General features: G+C 62.2%; 20 protein-coding genes. 3 read left to right on the top strand and 17 right to left on the bottom strand.

The genetic code is table 11. From position 1 onward, the window contains the following. Nucleotides 1-11 precede the first annotated feature (11 nt). From flgK to flgB, 10 genes are read right to left on the bottom strand one after another with little or no spacing between them, the layout of a single operon-like run. Nucleotides 12-2,012, bottom strand: a complete 2,001-nt coding sequence (flgK, locus tag DFR40_RS14640) for a flagellar hook-associated protein FlgK (RefSeq protein ID WP_121459238.1) — start codon at nt 2,010-2,012, stop codon at nt 12-14. Between the two features lie 53 nt (nt 2,013-2,065). Then, nucleotides 2,066-3,040, bottom strand: a complete 975-nt coding sequence (flgJ, locus tag DFR40_RS14635; RefSeq protein WP_121459237.1) for a flagellar assembly peptidoglycan hydrolase FlgJ — start codon at nt 3,038-3,040, stop codon at nt 2,066-2,068. Between the two features lie 8 nt (nt 3,041-3,048). Further along, nucleotides 3,049-4,143, bottom strand: a complete 1,095-nt coding sequence (locus tag DFR40_RS14630) for a flagellar basal body P-ring protein FlgI (RefSeq protein WP_121459236.1) — start codon at nt 4,141-4,143, stop codon at nt 3,049-3,051. Nucleotides 4,144-4,167: 24 nt separating this feature from the next. Beyond that, a complete protein-coding gene (locus DFR40_RS14625; protein ID WP_121459235.1) occupies nt 4,168-4,824 on the bottom strand; it encodes a flagellar basal body L-ring protein FlgH in 657 nt (218 codons plus the stop codon). A 9-nt stretch (nt 4,825-4,833) separates the two neighbouring features. After that, nucleotides 4,834-5,616: a flagellar basal-body rod protein FlgG gene (gene flgG / locus DFR40_RS14620; protein ID WP_121459234.1), complete on the bottom strand. Its 783-nt coding sequence runs from the start codon at nt 5,614-5,616 to the stop codon at nt 4,834-4,836. 12 nt (nt 5,617-5,628) lie between these two features. Beyond that, nucleotides 5,629-6,372: a flagellar basal body rod protein FlgF gene (locus DFR40_RS14615; protein WP_121459233.1), complete on the bottom strand. Its 744-nt coding sequence runs from the start codon at nt 6,370-6,372 to the stop codon at nt 5,629-5,631. Nucleotides 6,373-6,392: 20 nt separating this feature from the next. Then, nucleotides 6,393-7,889: a flagellar hook protein FlgE gene (locus DFR40_RS14610; protein WP_121459232.1), complete on the bottom strand. Its 1,497-nt coding sequence runs from the start codon at nt 7,887-7,889 to the stop codon at nt 6,393-6,395. 12 nt (nt 7,890-7,901) lie between these two features. After that, a complete protein-coding gene (locus DFR40_RS14605) occupies nt 7,902-8,588 on the bottom strand; it encodes a flagellar hook assembly protein FlgD (protein WP_121459231.1) in 687 nt (228 codons plus the stop codon). A 24-nt stretch (nt 8,589-8,612) separates the two neighbouring features. Beyond that, on the bottom strand, nt 8,613-9,029 hold the full coding sequence (gene flgC, locus DFR40_RS14600) for a flagellar basal body rod protein FlgC (RefSeq protein ID WP_121459230.1): 417 nt from the start codon (nt 9,027-9,029) through the stop codon (nt 8,613-8,615). A gap of 12 nt (nt 9,030-9,041) precedes the next feature. Then, complete coding sequence (gene flgB, locus DFR40_RS14595) at nt 9,042-9,452, bottom strand: flagellar basal body rod protein FlgB (RefSeq protein ID WP_121459229.1); 411 nt, start codon at nt 9,450-9,452, stop codon at nt 9,042-9,044. 91 nt (nt 9,453-9,543) lie between these two features. Here flgB and flgA point away from each other — a divergent pair, with 91 nt between their 5' ends. The 3 genes from flgA (at nt 9,544) to DFR40_RS14580 (ending at nt 11,009) form a co-directional block, all read left to right on the top strand. Continuing rightward, on the top strand, nt 9,544-10,215 hold the full coding sequence (gene flgA, locus DFR40_RS14590) for a flagellar basal body P-ring formation chaperone FlgA (protein WP_170160239.1): 672 nt from the start codon (nt 9,544-9,546) through the stop codon (nt 10,213-10,215). A 63-nt stretch (nt 10,216-10,278) separates the two neighbouring features. Beyond that, complete coding sequence (gene flgM, locus DFR40_RS14585; RefSeq protein WP_121459227.1) at nt 10,279-10,557, top strand: flagellar biosynthesis anti-sigma factor FlgM; 279 nt, start codon at nt 10,279-10,281, stop codon at nt 10,555-10,557. Beyond that, nucleotides 10,557-11,009 (top strand): flagella synthesis protein FlgN, encoded by a 453-nt coding sequence (locus DFR40_RS14580; RefSeq protein WP_121459226.1) that lies wholly within the window; start codon nt 10,557-10,559, stop codon nt 11,007-11,009. The genes flgM and DFR40_RS14580 overlap by 1 nt, the downstream gene beginning before the upstream one ends. An 11-nt stretch (nt 11,010-11,020) precedes the next feature. On the opposite strand, the gene motD is transcribed toward DFR40_RS14580, so the two are convergent. From motD to flhB, 7 genes are read right to left on the bottom strand one after another with little or no spacing between them, the layout of a single operon-like run. Then, nucleotides 11,021-11,827, bottom strand: a complete 807-nt coding sequence (gene motD / locus DFR40_RS14575) for a flagellar motor protein MotD (protein WP_121459225.1) — start codon at nt 11,825-11,827, stop codon at nt 11,021-11,023. Further along, nucleotides 11,827-12,567 (bottom strand): flagellar motor protein, encoded by a 741-nt coding sequence (locus tag DFR40_RS14570; protein WP_121459291.1) that lies wholly within the window; start codon nt 12,565-12,567, stop codon nt 11,827-11,829. Before DFR40_RS14570 ends, motD begins: the two co-directional genes overlap by 1 nt. After that, entirely contained in the window at nt 12,560-13,315 is a 756-nt protein-coding gene (locus DFR40_RS14565; protein ID WP_121459224.1) for an RNA polymerase sigma factor FliA, read from the bottom strand. The genes DFR40_RS14570 and DFR40_RS14565 overlap by 8 nt, the downstream gene beginning before the upstream one ends. Then, a complete protein-coding gene (locus tag DFR40_RS14560; protein WP_121459223.1) occupies nt 13,315-14,202 on the bottom strand; it encodes a MinD/ParA family ATP-binding protein in 888 nt (295 codons plus the stop codon). The genes DFR40_RS14565 and DFR40_RS14560 overlap by 1 nt, the downstream gene beginning before the upstream one ends. Further along, complete coding sequence (gene flhF, locus DFR40_RS14555; protein WP_121459222.1) at nt 14,195-15,607, bottom strand: flagellar biosynthesis GTPase FlhF; 1,413 nt, start codon at nt 15,605-15,607, stop codon at nt 14,195-14,197. The genes DFR40_RS14560 and flhF overlap by 8 nt, the downstream gene beginning before the upstream one ends. Further along, entirely contained in the window at nt 15,604-17,688 is a 2,085-nt protein-coding gene (gene flhA / locus DFR40_RS14550) for a flagellar biosynthesis protein FlhA (RefSeq protein ID WP_121459221.1), read from the bottom strand. Before flhA ends, flhF begins: the two co-directional genes overlap by 4 nt. Continuing rightward, nucleotides 17,689-18,822 (bottom strand): flagellar biosynthesis protein FlhB, encoded by a 1,134-nt coding sequence (flhB, locus tag DFR40_RS14545; RefSeq protein ID WP_121459220.1) that lies wholly within the window; start codon nt 18,820-18,822, stop codon nt 17,689-17,691. Between the last annotated feature and the right edge of the window lie 50 nt (nt 18,823-18,872).

The following is an 18,872-nucleotide window of genomic DNA, read 5'->3' as shown; positions in this document are numbered from 1 at the left end:
ATGAATCTCCTTTAGCGGATCGACAGCAAGGTGTCGAACAAGGTGTTGCCGACTTCCATGATCTTGGCGGCAGCCTGATAGGCCTGCTGGTACTTGATCAGGTTGGCGGCCTCCTCGTCGAGGTTGACCGCCGAGAGGGCATCGCGTGAATTCTGCGCCTGTGCCAGAACAGCTTCCTGGGCCTCGAGCCGGACCTGGGCTTCGCGGGTCCGGATACCGTTGTCGGCAACCAGCCGGGCATAGGAAGTCTGGTAGGTGGCTGTGCCACCATTGGTCGTGTTGGCCGTCTGCAGCGCGGCAAACAACAGGGCATTGCGGCCATCCTGGACACCATTCTGATTGCGCTCGATGACGAAAGTGTCGCCGGCAGCCGGCTGGCCGGTAATCGTGAACGACATGCCGTTCCGCGAAATGCCGGCCAACGTTGCTGTTCCGCTGGTCAGCGGAATGTTGCCGGTCCCGGTGGCGGTACTGCCATCCGAATACTTGACCGTCCAGGTGCCGGCCAGCCCGGTCAGGTGAGTCGCCGTGGCGGTCAGCGTTTGCGGCAGGTCGGCAATCGAATAGCCGACCCCGACCACGCCCTGGGACATGACCATGGCGCCGGTGTTGGCGACATTCTTGGTCGTTCTGACCGGGGCTGCCGCATTGATCAGGCGCGGGTCGGCGACGACCTTGGTATCGACGCTGATGTTCTTCGCCACATCGGCGACCGGTTCGAGCATGAAGCGGTCACCGGGCGCCCCGACCGCGGCGATGTTCAGCGACAGTCCATCGAAACTGACCGCCCCCGGCCCGGTTCCGCTGGCAACGACGGCCTTGTCGTTCTGGCGGGTGACGGTGTAGCTGCCGCCAGCACCGAAGGTGACCTGGTAGTTGCTGGTGGTGATGCTGGTCGAAAAATTGCCGGTGTAGTCCGGTGCGGTCGGCGCTGTCGGCGCCAGAAATGTGGCGCTGAGACTACCGGCACCTTCATTCTTGGCATTCGGCACGACCGATGGCGTCGGAATCTTGAACAGCTCGCCGACAAAACCGACATCGCCGGCAACTCGGCCACTCAGGTCCATGCCCAGGCTGTACTGTGCGTTGAAAGTCAGCGCCAGCGAGGCGGCCACCCGGCCGAGTTCGTTGACCGCGGCGTCAAGCGACTGGCTGCGAAAACTCACCAGGCCACCAAGTTCGCCGCCGATGATCAGGGAATCCGGCAATTCCTGAACGCCACCGGCCGTCTTCAGCCCGATCGCAATCCGGGTCAGATCGCTGCTCGAGGCCTGCGCAGTCATTTCTACGGTCTTGCCACCGATCACCAATTGCTGGCCGGAGCCGATGAAAACATTGAAGCTGCCGTCACCATTGGTGCTGGTATTGACCTTGATCAGCTTGTTCAGCTCGTTGACCAGCTGGTCGCGCTGATCGAGCAGATCGTTCGGCGACTGCGCGTAACCCGATTGGGCGAGCACGATGCGCTGGTTGAGATCGGCGATCTGGCTGGCGTAGGAGTTGATGTCGGCGACGGCGCTGGTGATCCGGCCATTGAGCTGGTCGCCGATTTCGGTCAGGCGGGCATCGAGGTTGTTGAAGCGGGTGACCAGGGTCTGCGCCGAGGTCATCATCGACTGGCGTGCCGGCAGGGAAGAGGGATTCGAGGAAACCTGCTGGACCCCGGCGAAGAAGCTCTGCAGCGCAGGCGACAGGCCGGCATCCGGATCGGCGAGCATGACGTCGATCTGCGAAAGCTGGCTGGCCAGCGTGCTCAGGTTGCTGACCTGGGTCTGCGCCGTATTGACCTGACCGGTCAGGTAGGCGTCGTACTGACGCTTGATGGTGACGACATTCACCCCCTGGCCGATCGACCCCGAGCCGGTGGTGATCGCGCTGTTCGTCGCCTGCACGGTGCTTTGCCGGGAATAGCCCGGGGTATCGGCATTGACGATGTTGTGCTCGGTCGCCAGCAAGCCGAGCTGTGCCGCCCGGATGCCGGTAATGCCGATGCTGATAAGTCCTGTACCCATGATTCACCTCTATGGGGGTTTACGGCCGCTCGGCCGAAAAATTGAGGCGGAAATCAGCCGATCAGTGCCTGACGCAGGGTCGGGCCGTTGATGATGCCGCCCAGTTTCTCCGCGTACGCCGGATCGGTGGCGTAGCCCGCTTTCTGCAATCGCCGTGCAAACTCCATGCCATCCTGCGAACCGATCACCCCGCTGTAGCGTGGATTGTTGCGCAGCAAGTTGGCGTAATCCTGGAAGGCCTCGCCGTAGGAAGCGTAGGCACGGAACTTCTCGACGGTCTGCACCGGCTTGCCGTCGACGTATTCGGTGGTCACCGCGTCGACCGTGTCACCGGTCCACCCCTTGCCGGCCTTGATGCCGAACAGGTTGTGCGAACTCGAACCATCGCCGCGCCGAATCTCGCTCTTGCCCCAGCCGCTTTCCAGCGCCGAATGGGCGACCAGAAATTGCGGCGAAATGCCGGTCGACCGTGATGCTTCGACCGCATGCGGCCAGACCTGGTTGACGAAAGCCTTGGCCGACGCCGGAGCCTCGCTGGTACTACCACTCGTGCCGGTGGCGGCGATCTGGGCACGGGCTGCATAATCGGCCGAGGTCGGCAGGCTGCCAGGCACCTGCTGATAGCGCAGGACGCCGGCCGGCGGCAAGGATTGCGGATTCTTGCCGGCAAGGATTGCCGACAGGTCGTCGCTTTCGCCGGCGGTTTGCTCGCCGGCCAGGTACTGCCCGAGTTGCTGCTCGATCAGGCGGGCGAAACCGACGCCCTTGCCGGAAGTCGCAAGGTTCTGGGCCATCTGCTGGTCGAGCAGGCTGTTGTAGAACCGGGTCTGGTCGCTATGCATCAAGCCGTCGCTGGGAACGGTATCGCGCATGCTCTTCAGCACCATCTGCAGGAACAGCGTCTCGAATTGCTGGGCCGCCGACTTCAGACCGGCTTGCGGGTCCTTCTTGAACTGGCTGCGCAGGTCCTGCGAGGACTGTACATCGAACGCGGCCCGGTTGGGCGTGTTCTGGATCTTTACCGTCATCGCCGGGCTCAGATGACGTCGAGTTCGGCGCGCAGGGCGCCGGCCGCCTTCATCGCTTGAAGGATGGCAAGCAAATCCATCGGGTTGGCACCCAGCGAATTCAACGCCTTGACGACATCCGCCAGGTTGGCGCCGGCCTTGACGCTGACCAGGCTGCCGGCATCCTGCTTGACCTGGACATCCGGTCCTGGACCGCCGGCCTGGCCGGCATCGACAACCACCGACAGGTTGCCGTGGGCGACCGCGCAGGGCTGCAGCGAGACGCGCTGGTTCATCACCACCGAACCGGTGCGCGGATTGACGACAACCCGCGCCTGGGCAGTTGCCGCGCGCACTTCGATATTCTCGACGCGGCCAAGGAAGCTGACCCGCGCATCGGCCGATTCCGGCGCGCGCAGGGCGATACGGCGGCCATCGATGGCCTGCGCGGTGCCTGCGCCCATGTTGCGGTTGATCGCATCGACCATGTTGGTGGCCGTGCCGAAGTCGGATTCGGCCAGCTCGTAGTAGACGAAACCGCCCTGTCCGAGCGCCGTCGCGACTGCGCGCTCGACGGTGGCGCCACCGGGGATTCTGCCCGCCGAAAGGTGGTTGACCGTGACACTGGCGCCGCCGGCACCGCCGCTGACGCCGCCGACCATCACGCTGCCCTGGGCCATCCCGTAGATCTGCCCGTCGGCCCCCTTGAGCGGCGTCAGCAGCAGCGTGCCACCGCGCAGGCTCTTGGCATTGCCCATCGAGGAAACGGTGACGTCGAGCGCCTGACCCGGTTTGGCAAACGGCGCCAGGCTGGCGGTGACCATCACCGCGGCGACGTTCTTGAGTTGCAGCTTGGCCGCCTGTTCGGCAGTCAGGTTGACCCCCATCTGCGACAGCATGTTGCCGATCGCCTGCGTCGTGAACGGCGTCTGCGTCGTCTGGTCGCCGGTCCCGTCGAGGCCGACGACCAGGCCGTAACCGATCAGCTGGTTGTTGCGCACGCCTTGCAGCGTGGCCAGATCCTTGACCCGCTCGGCCATTGCCGGTGCCATCGACAACGGCCCCAGGCAGCAGGCGAGCAAGGCGACGACGATCGATTTTCTTGCGCCGGACGAGGTTTTCATGAGCGGCCTTCCGTGAAACAGTGACTAGAACGGAAGAACACTAAGAAAGAAACGTGCCAGCCATCCCATCACCTGGCCATCGGCAATCTGTCCGGACGACTTGTATTCGATGCGCGCATCGGCAATCTTGGCCGAATCGACGGTATTCGAGAAATCGACGAAAGCCGGGTTCACCACACCGGAAATCCGGATGTATTCCTGCTCGTCGCCGATGGCGATCTGCTTTTCACCGGAAACCAGCAGGTTGCCGTTGGGCAGCACGTCGATCACCGTCACCGTCAGGTTGCCGCTGAAAACGGCATTGTTTGCCGCCTCGCCCTTGCCGCTGAAGTTGTTGGCACTGCGCCCGGAGATGTCGAGCCCGCTGAGGCCGCTCACTGGCAAGCCGGCGAAGGCGCTGATCGAGGCGGTCTGCGAACCGGTGCGGTCGAGCTTGTTGCTGGCCTTCTTCGAGGCCGAGGTATTCTCGGTGATCTTGACGGTGATCGTGTCGCCGACGAAACGGGCGCGCCGATCCTCGAACAGCGGCCGGCTGGCGACCGCCTGGAAGATCGCGCCGTTGGCGACCGGCGCGACATTCCTCGGCTCGGGCCGGATCGTCATCGGCTGATGGACATTGGTCGGCGGCACCGAATGGCAGGCGGCCAGGAAAATTGCGGCAAGCGGAATCAGGCGCTTCATGATTTCACCTCACAACTGGGTCAGGCGTCCCAGCATCGCGTCGGACGTCGTGATCACCTTGGAATTCAGTTCGTAGGCCCGCTGGGTCTGGATCATCGTCACCAACTCCTCGGCGACATTGACGTTGGACGTCTCGACATAGAGCTGGTTGACGATGCCAGCGCCGTTGGCACCCGGGGCGTTCGGGGTTGGCGCGCCGCTGGCTGCAGTTTCCAGATAAAGGTTCTGGCCGATGCTCTGCAGACCGCCCGGATTGACGAAGGTCGCCAACTGGATCGTGCCGATCTCGGTGACTGCCGACGACCCGGGCTGGGTGATCGACACGGTGCCGTCGGTACCGATCGAAATGGTCAGGGCATCGGCGGGAATGGTGATGTTCGGCTGCAGCGGATAACCGTCAGCGGTGACGATCTGACCCTGGTTGTCCTTGTGGAAGGAACCGTCGCGGGTATAGCCCGTGGTGCCGTCGGGCAGCAGTATCTGGAAGAAACCGTTGCCGTTGATGGCGACGTCGAGCGGGTTGTCGGTCTTCTGCAGGTTGCCCTGGGTGAAGATCCGTGCCGTCGCCACCGGTCGGGCGCCGGTACCGATCTGCAGGCCGGTCGGCACCTGCGTCTGCTGCGAGGTCTGGGCGCCCGGCTGGCGGATGTTCTGGTAGAGCAAGTCCTCGAACACCGCGCGTGCCCGCTTGAACCCGTTGGTGCTGACGTTGGCGAGGTTGTTCGAAAGCACATCGAGCTGGGTCTGCTGGGCATCGAGACCGGTACGGGCAATCCACAGGGAACGGATCATCTTTCTTTCCTATCAACCATTGAGCGACAACAACTGATCGGCACGCTGGGCGTTCTGATCCGCGGTTTGCATCATCTTGATCTGTAATTCGAACTGGCGCGACAGGCTGATCAGGTTGACCATCGCGTCGGTGACATTGACATTGCTGCCTTCCAGCGCGCCGGACACGACCCGGACATTTTCATCAACCTGGGCCGGTTGACCGTTACGCATGCGGAACAGCCCGTCGGCGCCACGCACCAGATCGCCTTCCGGCGGATTGACCAGCTTCAGCCGGCCGACCGGATTGACGTTGTTCGGCGTGCCGAAGGTCGAAATCACCGAAACGGTACCGTCCGGAGCGATCTCGACGTTGTTGTCGGGCGGAATGGTGATCGGACCGCCATCGCCAAGCACCGTATGACCGGACTTGGTACGCAGTTCGCCATTGACGTCGGCATCGAGGCTGCCGGCCCGCGTGTAGGCCTCGCTGCCGTCCGGCAGGCGGACGGCCAGCCAGCCGCGCCCCTGGACGGCGACATCGAGACTGCGCCCGCTGAACATCAGCGGACCTTCGTCGAAAACATCGGCCACCGAGGCGTCGACCGCAAAAGCCCGCGTCGGCATGCCTTCGCCCTGGACCTCGACCGCCCGGAAACGGTGCTCCTGGGCCTTGAATCCGATCGTGCTGGCGTTGGCCAGGTTGTTCGCAGTACCGGCCTGCTGCATGAACGCATGCTTGGCGCCGGTCATTGCGGTATAGATCAGACGGTCCATGGCGATTTACCCGTTCAGCCTCAGCGCAGGTTGACCAGGGTCTGCAGGACCTGATCCTGCGTCTTGATCGACTGGGCGTTGGCCTGGTAGTTGCGCTGGTTGGTGATCAGGTTGACCAGTTCGGAGGTCAGGTCGACGTTCGACTCTTCCACCGTCGATGACGACAGCACGCCGAGGCTGGAGGTCTTCGGCGCCCCGATCAGGGCCGGCCCGGAGTCGGAACTCTCGGTCCATTGATTGTTGCCCTGCGACTGCAGGCCGTTCGGATTGGTGAAGTTGGCCAGGACCACCTGGCCCTGGGCGAAAGTCTGGCCGTTGCTGTAGCGACCAAGGATGATGCCGTCGCTGCCGACCGACAGGCCGATCAGGTTGCCGGCGGTATAGCCGTCCTGCTCGAGGCGGTTGGTACCGAAGGAATTGCCGAACTGCGTCGTGCCGGTGAAATCGATGTCGAAGCTCATCACCGGATCGGCGCCATTGGTCTTGCCGAGCGCGCCCATCACGTTGTTCAGGTCGATCTGCAGGCTCATCGGGTTGCCGCTGGCAATCTGGCCGAGGGTATCGAAGGTCAGCGTGCCAGCAGGAGTGACCGTGACATAGTCGTTGCTGGTGCCGTCGACCGTGAAGTGCACGTCCCATTCACCGGAAGCCGTCGTCTTCTCGAAGAACATCGTCAGCGTGTGGGCATTGCCCAGTGTGTCGAAAATCGACAGCGCCGTCGAGTAGTTGTAGGACTGCGGGTCCGGCGAGTAATTGGCACCACTCATGCCGGCGGTGCGTGCCGCCGTTGCCGAGAGCACCGAACCACCGGCGGCGATCACGGCGTCGTAAGCAGCCTGCGCGGCCTGCGCCTGGGTCTGGCTACCCGCGATCGCTGCATCATAGGCGGTGGACGCCGCCGTCGCCTGCGCTGCAGTGCCCCCGTTGGCGGTGACATTGGTAGCCACATTCGCACCGGTCGGCACCGCGGCGTCAGCCCAAGTCACTTCCGGGGTCGTCGAACGGGCATCGAGCTGGACGTTAGCCTTGACGCCGCGGAACGAGCTGGCGACGTTGGTCCCGGTCGCCACCGGCGCCAGATCCGACGCCGAAATCTGCAGCGGCTGCGGTGTCGACGGCACGACGATCCCAGCCTGCGCCGGATAGCCGGTCAGGCGCATGTTCTGGTCGTTGATGATGTAGCCGCTCTTGTCTAGGTGGAACTGGCCGCTACGGGTGAAGGTCACCGCGCCGTTGCTGTCCATGCGGAAGAAGCCGGCACCGTTGATCGAGATATCGAGCGGGTTGTTGGTCGCGGTGATGTTGCCCTGGGTGAACTGCTGCTGAACCGCCGCCAGATTGACACCAATACCGATCTGGCTGGCGCCGGAGCCGTTCAGCGAGGCCGCGTACACATCTGCAAAATGCGCAGACGACGCCTTGTAGCCGACCGTGCTGGCGTTGGCGATGTTGTGACTGGTCACGTCGATCGCCTTGCCGGCGACGTTCAGGCCGCTGAGTGCTTGCTGGAATGCCATTTTCTACCTCGCTCAGAGAATCTTTTGCACATCCTGGAAGGCGACATCGCCCAAATCGCCCATATCCAGGACGAAACCACTGCTGGTTCGTGTAACAGCAGAAACCGTGCCAATCTGCGACGTCGTCGCCTTGACCTCGGTACCGGTCAGGGTCGCGGCCTTGACCGAGAAGGTATACATCCCGTCCTTCAGTACATTGCCCTCGGCATCCTTGCCATCCCAAGCGAAGAAGAACTGTCCGGCAGCTTGTTCGCCGAGTTCCTGCGTCTGCACGGTCTTGCCGCTGGAATCCTTGATCGTCACCGTCACCTTGTCGGCCTTGCCTTCCAGGTTGATGCTGGCGTAGGCCTTGCTGCTGACCAGCGGCAAGTTATTGCCGGCAACCATCACATTTTTGCCGATCATTCCTGCCGCCTGCATGCCCTGGGCTTCGGCGTAGCCATCGAGCAACTTGGTCATCGTCGAGTTCAGGCTCTCGATCCCTGTCACCATGTTCAGCTGCGCCAGTTGGCTGGTCACCTGAGCGTTGTCCAGCGGATTGAGCGGATCCTGGTTCTTGATCTGCGTCATCAGCAGCGTCAGGAAGCGGCTTTCGAGATCCTCGGCAGTCGAGGCCGAGGTTTTTGTTTCCTTACGACCGCCGACGGCGTTGTACACATCCTCTGCGGTCTTGCTGGTTGTCGAATTGACTGTCGTCATGGCTGGACTCCTCGAATGATCCGGTTAGCTTTGCTGGCCGATCTGCAGGGTACGCAGCATCAGGCTCTTGGCGGTGTTCATGACTTCGACGTTGGTCTGGTAGGAACGCGAAGCGGAAATCATGTTGGTCATTTCCTCGACCACGTCGACGTTGGAAAAGGCGACATAGCCCTTTTCGTCAGCCGCCGGGTTCTTGGGGTCATAGACCATGCGTGCCGGGGCAGCGCTATCGACGATCTGCCGCACCCTGACCCCCTTGGACATCTCCCCGGCCCCGCCCATTGGCGTCGCCTCGAAGACCACCTGCTTGGCGCGATAGGGCTGCCCGTCGGACGAAGTGATGCTGTCAGCGTTGGCGAGGTTGGAAGCGACCGTGTTCAAGCGCATCGACTGCGCGCTCATCGCGCTGGAAGAAACCTGGAAAACGTTGAAAAGACTCATGTTTTACTCCTGTCAGCCCTGAGTGCCACTCATCGCGGTACGCAGGCCGCGGAACTTGTCGCCGATCAACTGGGTAAGAATCTGGTACTGGATTGCGTTATCGGCAATCTGCGCCCGTTCGACGTCCATATCGACCGTATTGCCATCGACCGCCGACTGGGTCTCGCTGCGATATTGCAAGCGCACGCCGCCACTATCGCCACTGCCGGCAAGATGGCCGCGCGCCGTCGTCGCCATCGGCAGTGCCGCATCGCCAACCCGACCGCTCATCGCGGTCGCCATTGCCTGCTGGAAATCGAAGTCCCGCGCCTTGTAATGCGGGGTATCCGCATTTGCAATGTTCGAGGCCAGCATCTGGTGCCGCTGCGCGCGCAAATCAAGCGCCTTGCTGTACACCCCGACATGATTTCCGATATCCGCCATTTGCGCTCTCCATCAACTGATGGCGTATCTAAAGCAGACTTCATGCCATCAATCGTTTGGCCAGCCGCCAAGGATGGGGCACAATTGCTTCATGATCATTCGCGGCATTCTCTTTTCGCTTTTTGCTGCCGGAACGCTCTGGGCCGATGATTCGCAAGGCATCCGCAGCGCAGCCGAGCAGCAGGCTCGCCTGGTTGCCGCCGGCCAGCAGGGCGACATCAGCGTCGAAGCCGATCCGGTCGACAGCAGCAACCTCCCCTCCTGCAACCGCCTCGAGGCATACACGCCGCCAAACACCCGCAGCATCGGCAGAATCCATGTTGGCATCCGCTGCATTGAAGGCGCGAACTGGAACATTCTCGTTCCGGTCCGCATCTCGGTGATCGCCGAATACATCACCACGCGCCGCGCACTGATTGCCGGCAGGACGCTGCAAGCCGGCGACCTGAACAGGCAGCGCGGCGACCTTGGCAGACTACCTGCCGGGACCGTGCTGTCGCCCGAGCAGGCTGTCGGCAAGGTCCTGCGCAACTCCGTTGGCGCCGGCCAACCGTTGCGCAGCAACCAGTTGCAAGCACCACTGGTGGTCCGCCAGGGCCAAAACGTCCGCGTCGTCTCGCAAGGCCCCGGATTTGCCGTCAAGGCCGACGGCAAGGCAATCAATAACGCTGCCAGCGGCGAGTTGGTGCGGGTCCGCATGCCGACCGGCAAAACCGTCAGTGGCATTGCCCAGGAAGACGGTTCCATTCTTCTGCAGAATTGAGCTAAAGTTCGGGGCGCATCGGCCGTAATAACGAACAACACTTAAAGTTATCCGAGTCCCATCATGAAAATCGACAATTCGACCTTCAAGGCCCCGCCGTTGCGCCCCACGTCGACGCCCCAGAGAGCGCCGGAAAACACCAGTCAGGCAGCCGAATCAGTCAGCCTGAGCAGTTCCGCCGCACCGCTGCAAAAAGCGGAAACACCACCGGTCAACGCGACAAAGATCAAGGAAATCAAGGATGCGATCGCGCAAGGTCGCTTCCAGATCAATCCGGAAGCGATTGCCGACGGCCTGCTCGAGACTGCGCGCGACCTGGTCAATAGTCAGCGTCAGGCCTGATGAGCCAACTCCGGTCCCTGCTCGAAACTGAAAAGGCGGCGATTGAAGCCTTCGTCGCACTGCTGCGCGAGGAGCAAGAGGCATTAATTGCCGGACAGGCCGATGTACTGGAAACGATCGTCAGCCGCAAACTTGAACTGGTCGAACAGTTGAATGCCATAGAGGCGCGTCGCCAGGCGATGAACGGAATGTCAACCAGCCAGGCAATGCAGGCGTGGCTGCAAGGCCAACCCGAAGAACACTACAGCCTCGCGCTGTGGGATGGCATCATCGACCTCGCCCGCACCGCCAAAGCACTGCACGCGACCAACGGCGAACTGGTTGCCATGCACCTGGCGAAAACCGCCGAAGCCATCGACGTTCTCACCCAGCGCCAGAAGGAAGCAACGCTTTACGGCGCCAATGGCCAGGCTGCGAGTGGTAGTGGCAGCCGCATCGTCGACTCTGCCTGAACGCACCCTCTCTACCTGACCGACTGCAAAGCCTGGCTGGTCAATTCGGTCGGCTCCTCGGGGCGAGCCGAGTCAATCAGGATACTGACGCGACGGTTGCGCGCCCGGCCTTCCACCGTGGTATTCGTCTCCACCGGGCGCGTATCGCCGTAGCCGATCGCGGTCAGCCGTTCCGCGCCGACACCAGTGTCGTTGAACAGGCGCAACACCGTGGTTGCCCGCATTGCCGACAGCTCCCAGTTCGAAGGAAATTGCGCCGTCGCAATCGGGACATTATCGGTATGCCCCTCGATGGTGATCGGAAAATCCGAATCGGCCAGTACCGTCGCCACCGCCTGTAGCGCACTGATCGACGCTGTCTGCAGGCGCGCCTGGCCGAGCGAAAAGAGAATGCTGTCGTTGATCTCGATCGTGACACCGCGGCTGGTTTCCAGCAAACGCACCTTGCCCTGGGCAACCAGCGGCTGCAAGGCTTGCATGATTTCACCAGCGACGTCGCGCATCTTCTCCCGCTGGGCAACCCGAGCAATGTCCTGCTTCACCGACTCAGCGGCCCTGTCCGGCTTGGTAATCGGTTTCGGCGGCAAAATCGGAGCCCCCTGGATCACCGCCATCGGTTGGCCGCCACTGGCGCCTGTGGTGTTCTTGAAAGCGTTGACCAGCGAGTCTGACAAAACCTTGTACTTCCCCTCGTTGACCGAGGAAATGGCGTACATGACAACGAAGAAAGCAAACAGCAGGGTGATGAAATCGGCGTAGGAGACGAGCCAGCGTTCGTGGTTTTCGTGCTCCTCCTCCCGGCGTCTGCGACGAGCCATCAGCGCAGGTAACCCTTGAGCCGGCTTTCAATGATCCGCGGGTTGTCACCGACGGCAATCCCGACGAGACCGTCGACCATCATTTCGCGGGCAGCGACCATCCGCGAAATGTAGTACTTCAACTTGCCAGCGATGGGCAGATAGATCAGATTGGCCAGGCCGACGCCGTAGATCGTGGCCACGAAGGCAACGGCAATACCGGGCCCGAGCTTGGTCGGATCCGAGAGATTCTCCATGACGTGGATCAGCCCCATCACCGCTCCGAGAATCCCGATCGTCGGTGAGTAACCGCCCGCAGACTCCCATATTTTGGCCGACTGACGCCACTCTTCCTCGAAAGTGTCGATATCGACCTCAAGCAAATCACGAATACGCTCGGGGTCGGCTCCGTCAACCAGGAGTTGCAATCCCTTGCGGGTGAAGTCGTCCTTGATCGCCGGAATGAAATTCTCCAGCGCCAGCAAGCCCTCGCGCCGGGACAACTGGCTCCATTGCATGATCTGGTCGATGACCCGCTTCTGCTCGATGACCGGCGGCACCCAGACCCAGCGCGCCATCGCCAAGCCACGCTTGAAAACGTGAAACGGGCTCTGCAGAAGGACCGCCCCCAGGGTGCCGCCAAACACGATCAGCAACGCTGTCGGCTGCACCAGCGAGCTGACATGCCCCCCCTCCAGCATCTGACCACCAACGATGGCAACCAGGCCAAGCAGCAGACCGGCAACGCTGATCTTATCCAAGCGCCTTCCCCTTGCGGCGCTTGCCGGCAGCAGCCTTGACATCGCCGACCAGCTGGCCGCGCAGGCGGGCAATTGCCTGGCTGTGCAACTGGCACACACGCGACTCGGTAACCCCCATGACTTCGCCGATTTCGCGCAGATTCAAATCCTGTTCGTAGTACAGGGCCATCATCAGCTTCTCGCGCTCGGGGAGACGCCCGATCGCCGCAACCAGATTCTGGCGGATGTCCTTGTCTTCGAGAATCCCCGCAGGATCGCCCTCGGCATCAATGAAATGGCGCTCGAGAAAGTCCTCGTCATCATCACCGCCGAAGTCCTCGTAGTAGACCAGTTGATGGCCGCGCGCTTCCTGCAACAGCTTCTGGTAGTCGGCCAGCGACATCTCCAGGGCATCGGCCAGTTCCTGCTCGGAGGGAGCTCGACCATGAGCATGTTCGAGTCGGTTGATCGCCTGCTCGATCCGCCGCAACTCGCGCCGCATGTTGCGCGGCAGCCAGTCATTGGCGCGCAGGCCATCGAGCATGGCGCCCCGCACACGCTGTGTTGCGTAGGTTTCGAACTGGGCGCCGAACCCCTCCTCGAAGCGGTCGATGGCATCGAGCAGACCGAGCATGCCGTTCTGGACGAGATCTTCGAACTGAACATTGGCCGGCAGCCGAGCCATCAGGTGATAGGCGACGCGCTTCACCAGCGGCAAGAAGCGCTGAACCAATTCGTTCCGGTCTGGCTGCCCTGCTGCTGTGTACATCAGGCCCTTAATACGTTTGGAGTTATACGTTGGCTCAAGTGTAACAGTTGCTGCAGGAAATGTTCGACTCCGCCCTGCTCGCCCTGACTCTGCTGCCAGTACTGCAGATCGGCGGCCAGGTCGCGAAACGCCATCGCCGAAGGGGAATCCGGCGCCTGGAAAAGTACCGGCCGACACAACTGGCCGGCAAGGCGCAGCGATTCGTCGAGGGGGATCGCACCGGCGTAATCGAGGACGGCAACACCTCTTTGTGTCGCCACCTGCGCAATGTTCTCGTAGATCGAACGGGCATCGGCCTGGCTGCGCACCTTGTTGACCAGAATCCGGAAATGGCGACGGGAGAAGGCATGACTGACCTTCTTGACGAGCGCGTAGGCTTCGGTGATCGAGGCGCTGCTGCCCGAAAGGACGACAACGGTCTCCTGGGATACCAGCCCGAACGGCGAAAACCCCGCAGGGTGAGCCATGCTGGCGTCGACCAGAATCACGTCAATGGCCCGCTCCTGGCTCGACATTGCATCAACCAGCGTTTGCTGCTGGGCCAGCGACAGGCGCCCGAGCTTCCTTGCCGCGCGCGCCGCGGGCAGGATCGACAAGCCATGCATCGGCCGCAGGAGAACCTTCGACAGCGGCAGTTCCCGCTGCACCACGTTGAGCAGATCGAAACCCGCCTGCAGGCCGAATGCGGCGGCGATGTCATCACCCGGCGAATGCTCGTCGATGATCAGCACCTCCTTGCCGAGACGCGCCAGTGCAACGCCAAGATTGGCAACAGTGACGCTACGCCCAACGCCCTCGCAACCGGCGACGAAAGTGATCACTTGCAAACCACTGCCGCCGAGCAGGCGCCGTAGTCCGGCCGCCTGATCCACCCGGAAGTCAGCCACGACGTCCTCCCGCCGCCAGCATGCCGGCGTTGGCCATGAGCAGGCCAGGCTCGACGCCGTCGTACTTGTGCGGCGAATTTTCCGGCACGTCCTTGAAGGCACGATGCAACAGATAGCCGCGATTCGGCAGATGCAGATCTTCCGGAACGCGCTGACCGTTCGAAACGTAGTAGAGCGGCAGGCCGTGCCGCATGATCACGTCAAGCGGTGTCGCCAGGCTGGCCGCCTCATCGATCTTGGTCAGTATGCAGCCGGAAAGATTGCTGCCCGAGTATGCCCGCACGACATCGTCCAGGGTGTCACCGCGCGAGGTCGACGAGAGCAGCAGCAAACGCTGGACATCGCAGCCGGCGAGCATGTCGGTCATTTCGGGAACCAGCTTGTCCTTCTGGCTCATGCCCATGGTATCAACCAGGACCATGTGCTTGTGCTGCAACTCGGCCAGGGTCTGACGCAACTCGAGCGCGTCCTTGACCAGATACACGGAGACGCCAAGAATGCGGCCGTAGATGCGCAATTGCTCGTGCGCACCGATCCGGTAGCCGTCGGTCGTCACCAGCGCCACCTTGCTCGGACCGTGGCGCAGCACGCAGCGCGCTGCCAGCTTGGCCGTCGTCGTCGTCTTGCCGACACCGGTCGGGCCGACCAGTGCATAGACGCCGCCGCGATCAACGATATCGGCATCGCTGCCGACGGTCAGCAAGGAGCGATCCGCCGCCCCCTTGACCCAGGCCATGGCCTGGATGCTATCCATCTCGGTCGGCAGGTCGGCCAGCAGGTCGCGGGCGAGTTGCGGCGAAAAACCCGCGTCGAGCATCTGCCGCAGCACTTCCGTCTTGACCGGCTCGGAGCGTGCCGTCTCGCCCCAGGCGAAACCGGCGAGATGCTGCTCAACGATCTTGCGCAGCGAACGGATTTCATCCATGACCGCCTGCGGCACCACTTCGGCCTCGCTCTTGCGCGGCACGGCCTGGGTTGCCGCCGGCGCCGGACGAGCAGTCGCGGCAGGCTGAGGACGCGCCAGTTCAGGGTTGCGCAAGGCACCAGTGCGCGGGATGCCGGCATTGACCTGCGGCGCAGGCCGCACCGCTGGTGCCGGACGCTGGGCAGGCGCCGCCTGGGGCACCGGGTTGCCGCCACTGACACGCGCCCGGGCTGCGCTCAGAAGTACCCGGTAATCGTCGTCGACCGTGACATTCTCGGCTGGACGCATCGGCGCCGGCGGCGGCGTATCGACAGCTGGCGTCGGCACGATCATCGCCATGTCACGCGCCGCGACGGCCATGATCTCGACACCGCCTGGCACGCCACGGTTGGACAGGATGATGGCATCGTTGCCAAGGGTTTCCTTGACCTTCCGGAGTGCATCCCGGGCGTTGGCGGCAATGAATTTTCTGACGTTCATGTTCTACCTCCGATGATCGAGGTCACCTTGATGATTCGATTTTCTGGAACTTCGTTGTGCGACAGCACCTTCAACTGGGGAACGGTGCGGCGCAGGAATCTGGACAGGAGCAGGCGCAGGCTGGCCGGAACCAGCAATACCGGCGGCAAGCCGAGGCTTTCCTGGCGCTGGCTGGCGGTTGCGGTCTCGCGGACCAGCGTATCCGCCAGGCCCGGCTCGAAGCTGGTGTTTTCGGAGCCGCCGGCAACCGCCTGGGTGAGCAGACGCTCGAGCGTCGGGTCGAGCGACATGACCTGCATTTCGCCTGAGCCCGGGAAAAGCTGCTGGACAATCGCCCGGCCGAGCGAGATCCGTACCTGGACGATGAGATCGTCCGGGTTTTGCGAACGCGCGGCATGATCGGCCACGGCCTCGATGATGGTCCGCATGTCGCGGATGTGCACCCCTTCCTCGAGCAACCCCTGCAGCACCTTCTGCAAACTGCCGAGCGGCAGCATCTTGGGCACCAGATCCTCGACCAGCTTGGGCATTTCCTTGGCCAGATGATCGAGCAACTGCTGCACCTCCTGGCGACCGAGCAGTTCGCCGGCATGCGTCAGGATCAGGTGATTGAGGTGAGTCGCCACCACGGTCGAGGCATCGACGACGGTATAACCGTAAGCCTGAGCCTGGTCGCGCTGCCCGATATCGATCCACACCGCCGGCAAACCGAAGGCCGGATCCTTGGTCACGGCTCCGTTCAACGTACCGGCGACTCGGCCCGGGTTGATCGCCAGGAACTGGCCGGAGAATGCTTCGCCGGCACCGATCTCGACCCCTTTCAGGAGGATGCGGTAGGCATTCGGCTTCAATTCCAGGTTGTCGCGGATGTGCACCGGCGAAACCAGGAAGCCGACCTCCTGGGCGAATTTCTTGCGAATACCGCGAATCCGGCGCAACAACTCGCCGTCCTGGCTCTTGTCCACCAGCGGAATCAGGCGATAACCAACCTCCAGGCCGAGCACGTCGAGCGGTGCGACATCGTTCCAACTGGCATCCACCGCCTCCGGCATCGGCGGCGGTGCCACCTTGACCGGTGTATTGACGATACGCTGCTGCTTCTGCGACAGCTTCCAGGTCAGCCAGGCCAACCCACCGCCGATCATCAGGAAAACCAGGTTGGGCATGCCGGGAATGATGCCGATCAGCGCGATGATTCCGGCCGTGATGCCAAGGACCCGGGCATTACTGAAAATCTGGGCAACGAACTGTTGCCCCATGTCACGTTCGTCGGAAACACGTGTTACCACCAGGCCGGCTGCGATCGAGATGACCAGACCGGGAATCTGGGCAACCAGGCCGTCGCCGATGGCCAGCAAGGTGTACACTCGGCCAGCCTCGGCCAGCGACATGTCGTGCTGGGCCATGCCAACGATCAGGCCACCGAAGATGTTGAGCAAGGTGATGATGATGCCGGCGATCGCATCGCCGCGAACGAATTTCGACGCACCGTCCATCGAACCGTAGAACTCGGACTCCCGCGCGACATCCTGGCGACGCTGGCGGGCTTCGTCTTCGCCGATCAGCCCAGCATTGAGGTCGGCATCGATCGCCATCTGCTTGCCCGGCATCGCGTCGAGGGTGAAGCGCGCCGAGACTTCGGCAACCCGCCCGGCCCCCTTGGTGATGACCATGAAATTGATGACCACCAGAATCAGGAAAACGATGATGCCGACTGCGAAATTGCCACCAACCAGGAAATGCCCAAAGGCTTCGATCACTTTGCCGGCCGCATCGGTGCCACCATGCCCTTCGAGCAGGACAACACGGGTCGATGCCACGTTCAGCGACAGGCGCAGCAGCGTAGTCACCAGCAGCACTGTCGGGAAGACCGAGAAATCCAGGGTTTTTTTGGTGTTGACCGCGACCATCAGGATCAGCACCGATACTGCGATATTGAACGTGAACAGAAGGTCGAGCAGGAAAGGCGGCAGCGGCAGCACCATCATGGAAAGAACCATGATGATGAGCACCGGCGACGCCATCTGGATGACGTTCAAGCGCCCAAGCAGCCCCTGCAACCCGATCGATCCGGCCGCCATTTACGCAGCCTCCGGGACAAGCTCAGGCGGCACCGGCAGTTGCCTGGGCGGCACGGGATAAGCACCGCCGACCTGACGCCACTGCGCCAGTTGATAAACATAGGCAAGGACTTCGGCAACGGCGTTGTACAACGCTGCCGGAATTTCCTTGTCAAGTGGCGCATGCTTGTAGAGTGCACGCGCCAGCGGAGGCGCTTCGAGCGTCGTTACCGCATGCTCGGCCCCCAGTTCGCGGATTTTCAGGGCAATCACCCCGGTACCCTTGGCAACAACCCGGGGAGCCGCCATGCCTGCCTTGTAGGCCAAAGCGACGGCATAGTGGGTCGGATTGGTAACGATGACGTCAGCCTGGGGCACCGATTGCATCATGCGACGGCGGGCAGCCTGCATCTGCAGACTGCGAATCCGCCCCTTGACGTGCGGATCACCCATCATTTCCTTCATTTCCTGCTTGACCTCTTCCTTGGTCATCTTGAGCTTGTGGTAGTAATGCCACAACTGGAAGGGCACATCGGCCGCAACCACCAGGAACAAGGTCAACACCAGCATCAGGAAAGAAAACAGCAGCATCCGGCCCGCATGTGCCAAACCGCTTTCCAGCGGCTCACCAAGCAGACCGAAGATTTCGTCGCGCTGATTGACAATCAGCAAGGCGGCGACACCGCCGACCAAGGTTGCCTTGAGCACGGCCTTGCCCAATTCCATCAAGCTATTCCAGGAAAACATTCGCCCCAGGCCGGAAAGCGGATTCATCCGCTTGAGATCGGGCATCAATGCGCTGGGCGCGAACACCCAGGCGTTGAGGAAGAACGGCGGAATGATCGCCGCCACCACGAGCAAGGCAAACAGGGGCGCAAAAACGAACAGCGCATCGGCAGAAATGTCAGCCAGGCGCGGCACCATCTGCGCCGGCTCGTGCATGTGCTTGGCCTCGAAGACGAAAGCGCGACGCGTCAGGTCCAGCGTGCGCTCCATGAACCAGCCGCCCATCATCCAAAGGGTCACGGCAGCGACGATGAGGACACTGAACGTACCGAGCTCTCGGGACTGGGGAATCTGCCCCTTTTCCCGAGCCTGCTCGATTCGCCTGCCGGTAGGCTCTTCAGTTTTCTCGAGATCGCTGTCTTCAGCCATGGCCGTTATCTATACTGGTTGTGGCTATTATAGAAAAAAACCAAGAAAAT

Source organism: Azonexus fungiphilus (assembly GCF_003634965.1).
In the GTDB taxonomy this organism is placed as follows: domain Bacteria; phylum Pseudomonadota; class Gammaproteobacteria; order Burkholderiales; family Rhodocyclaceae; genus Azonexus; species Azonexus fungiphilus.
Note: the sequence above shows the minus strand (reverse complement) of the source record. Positions and strands in the feature narration are given on the sequence as shown.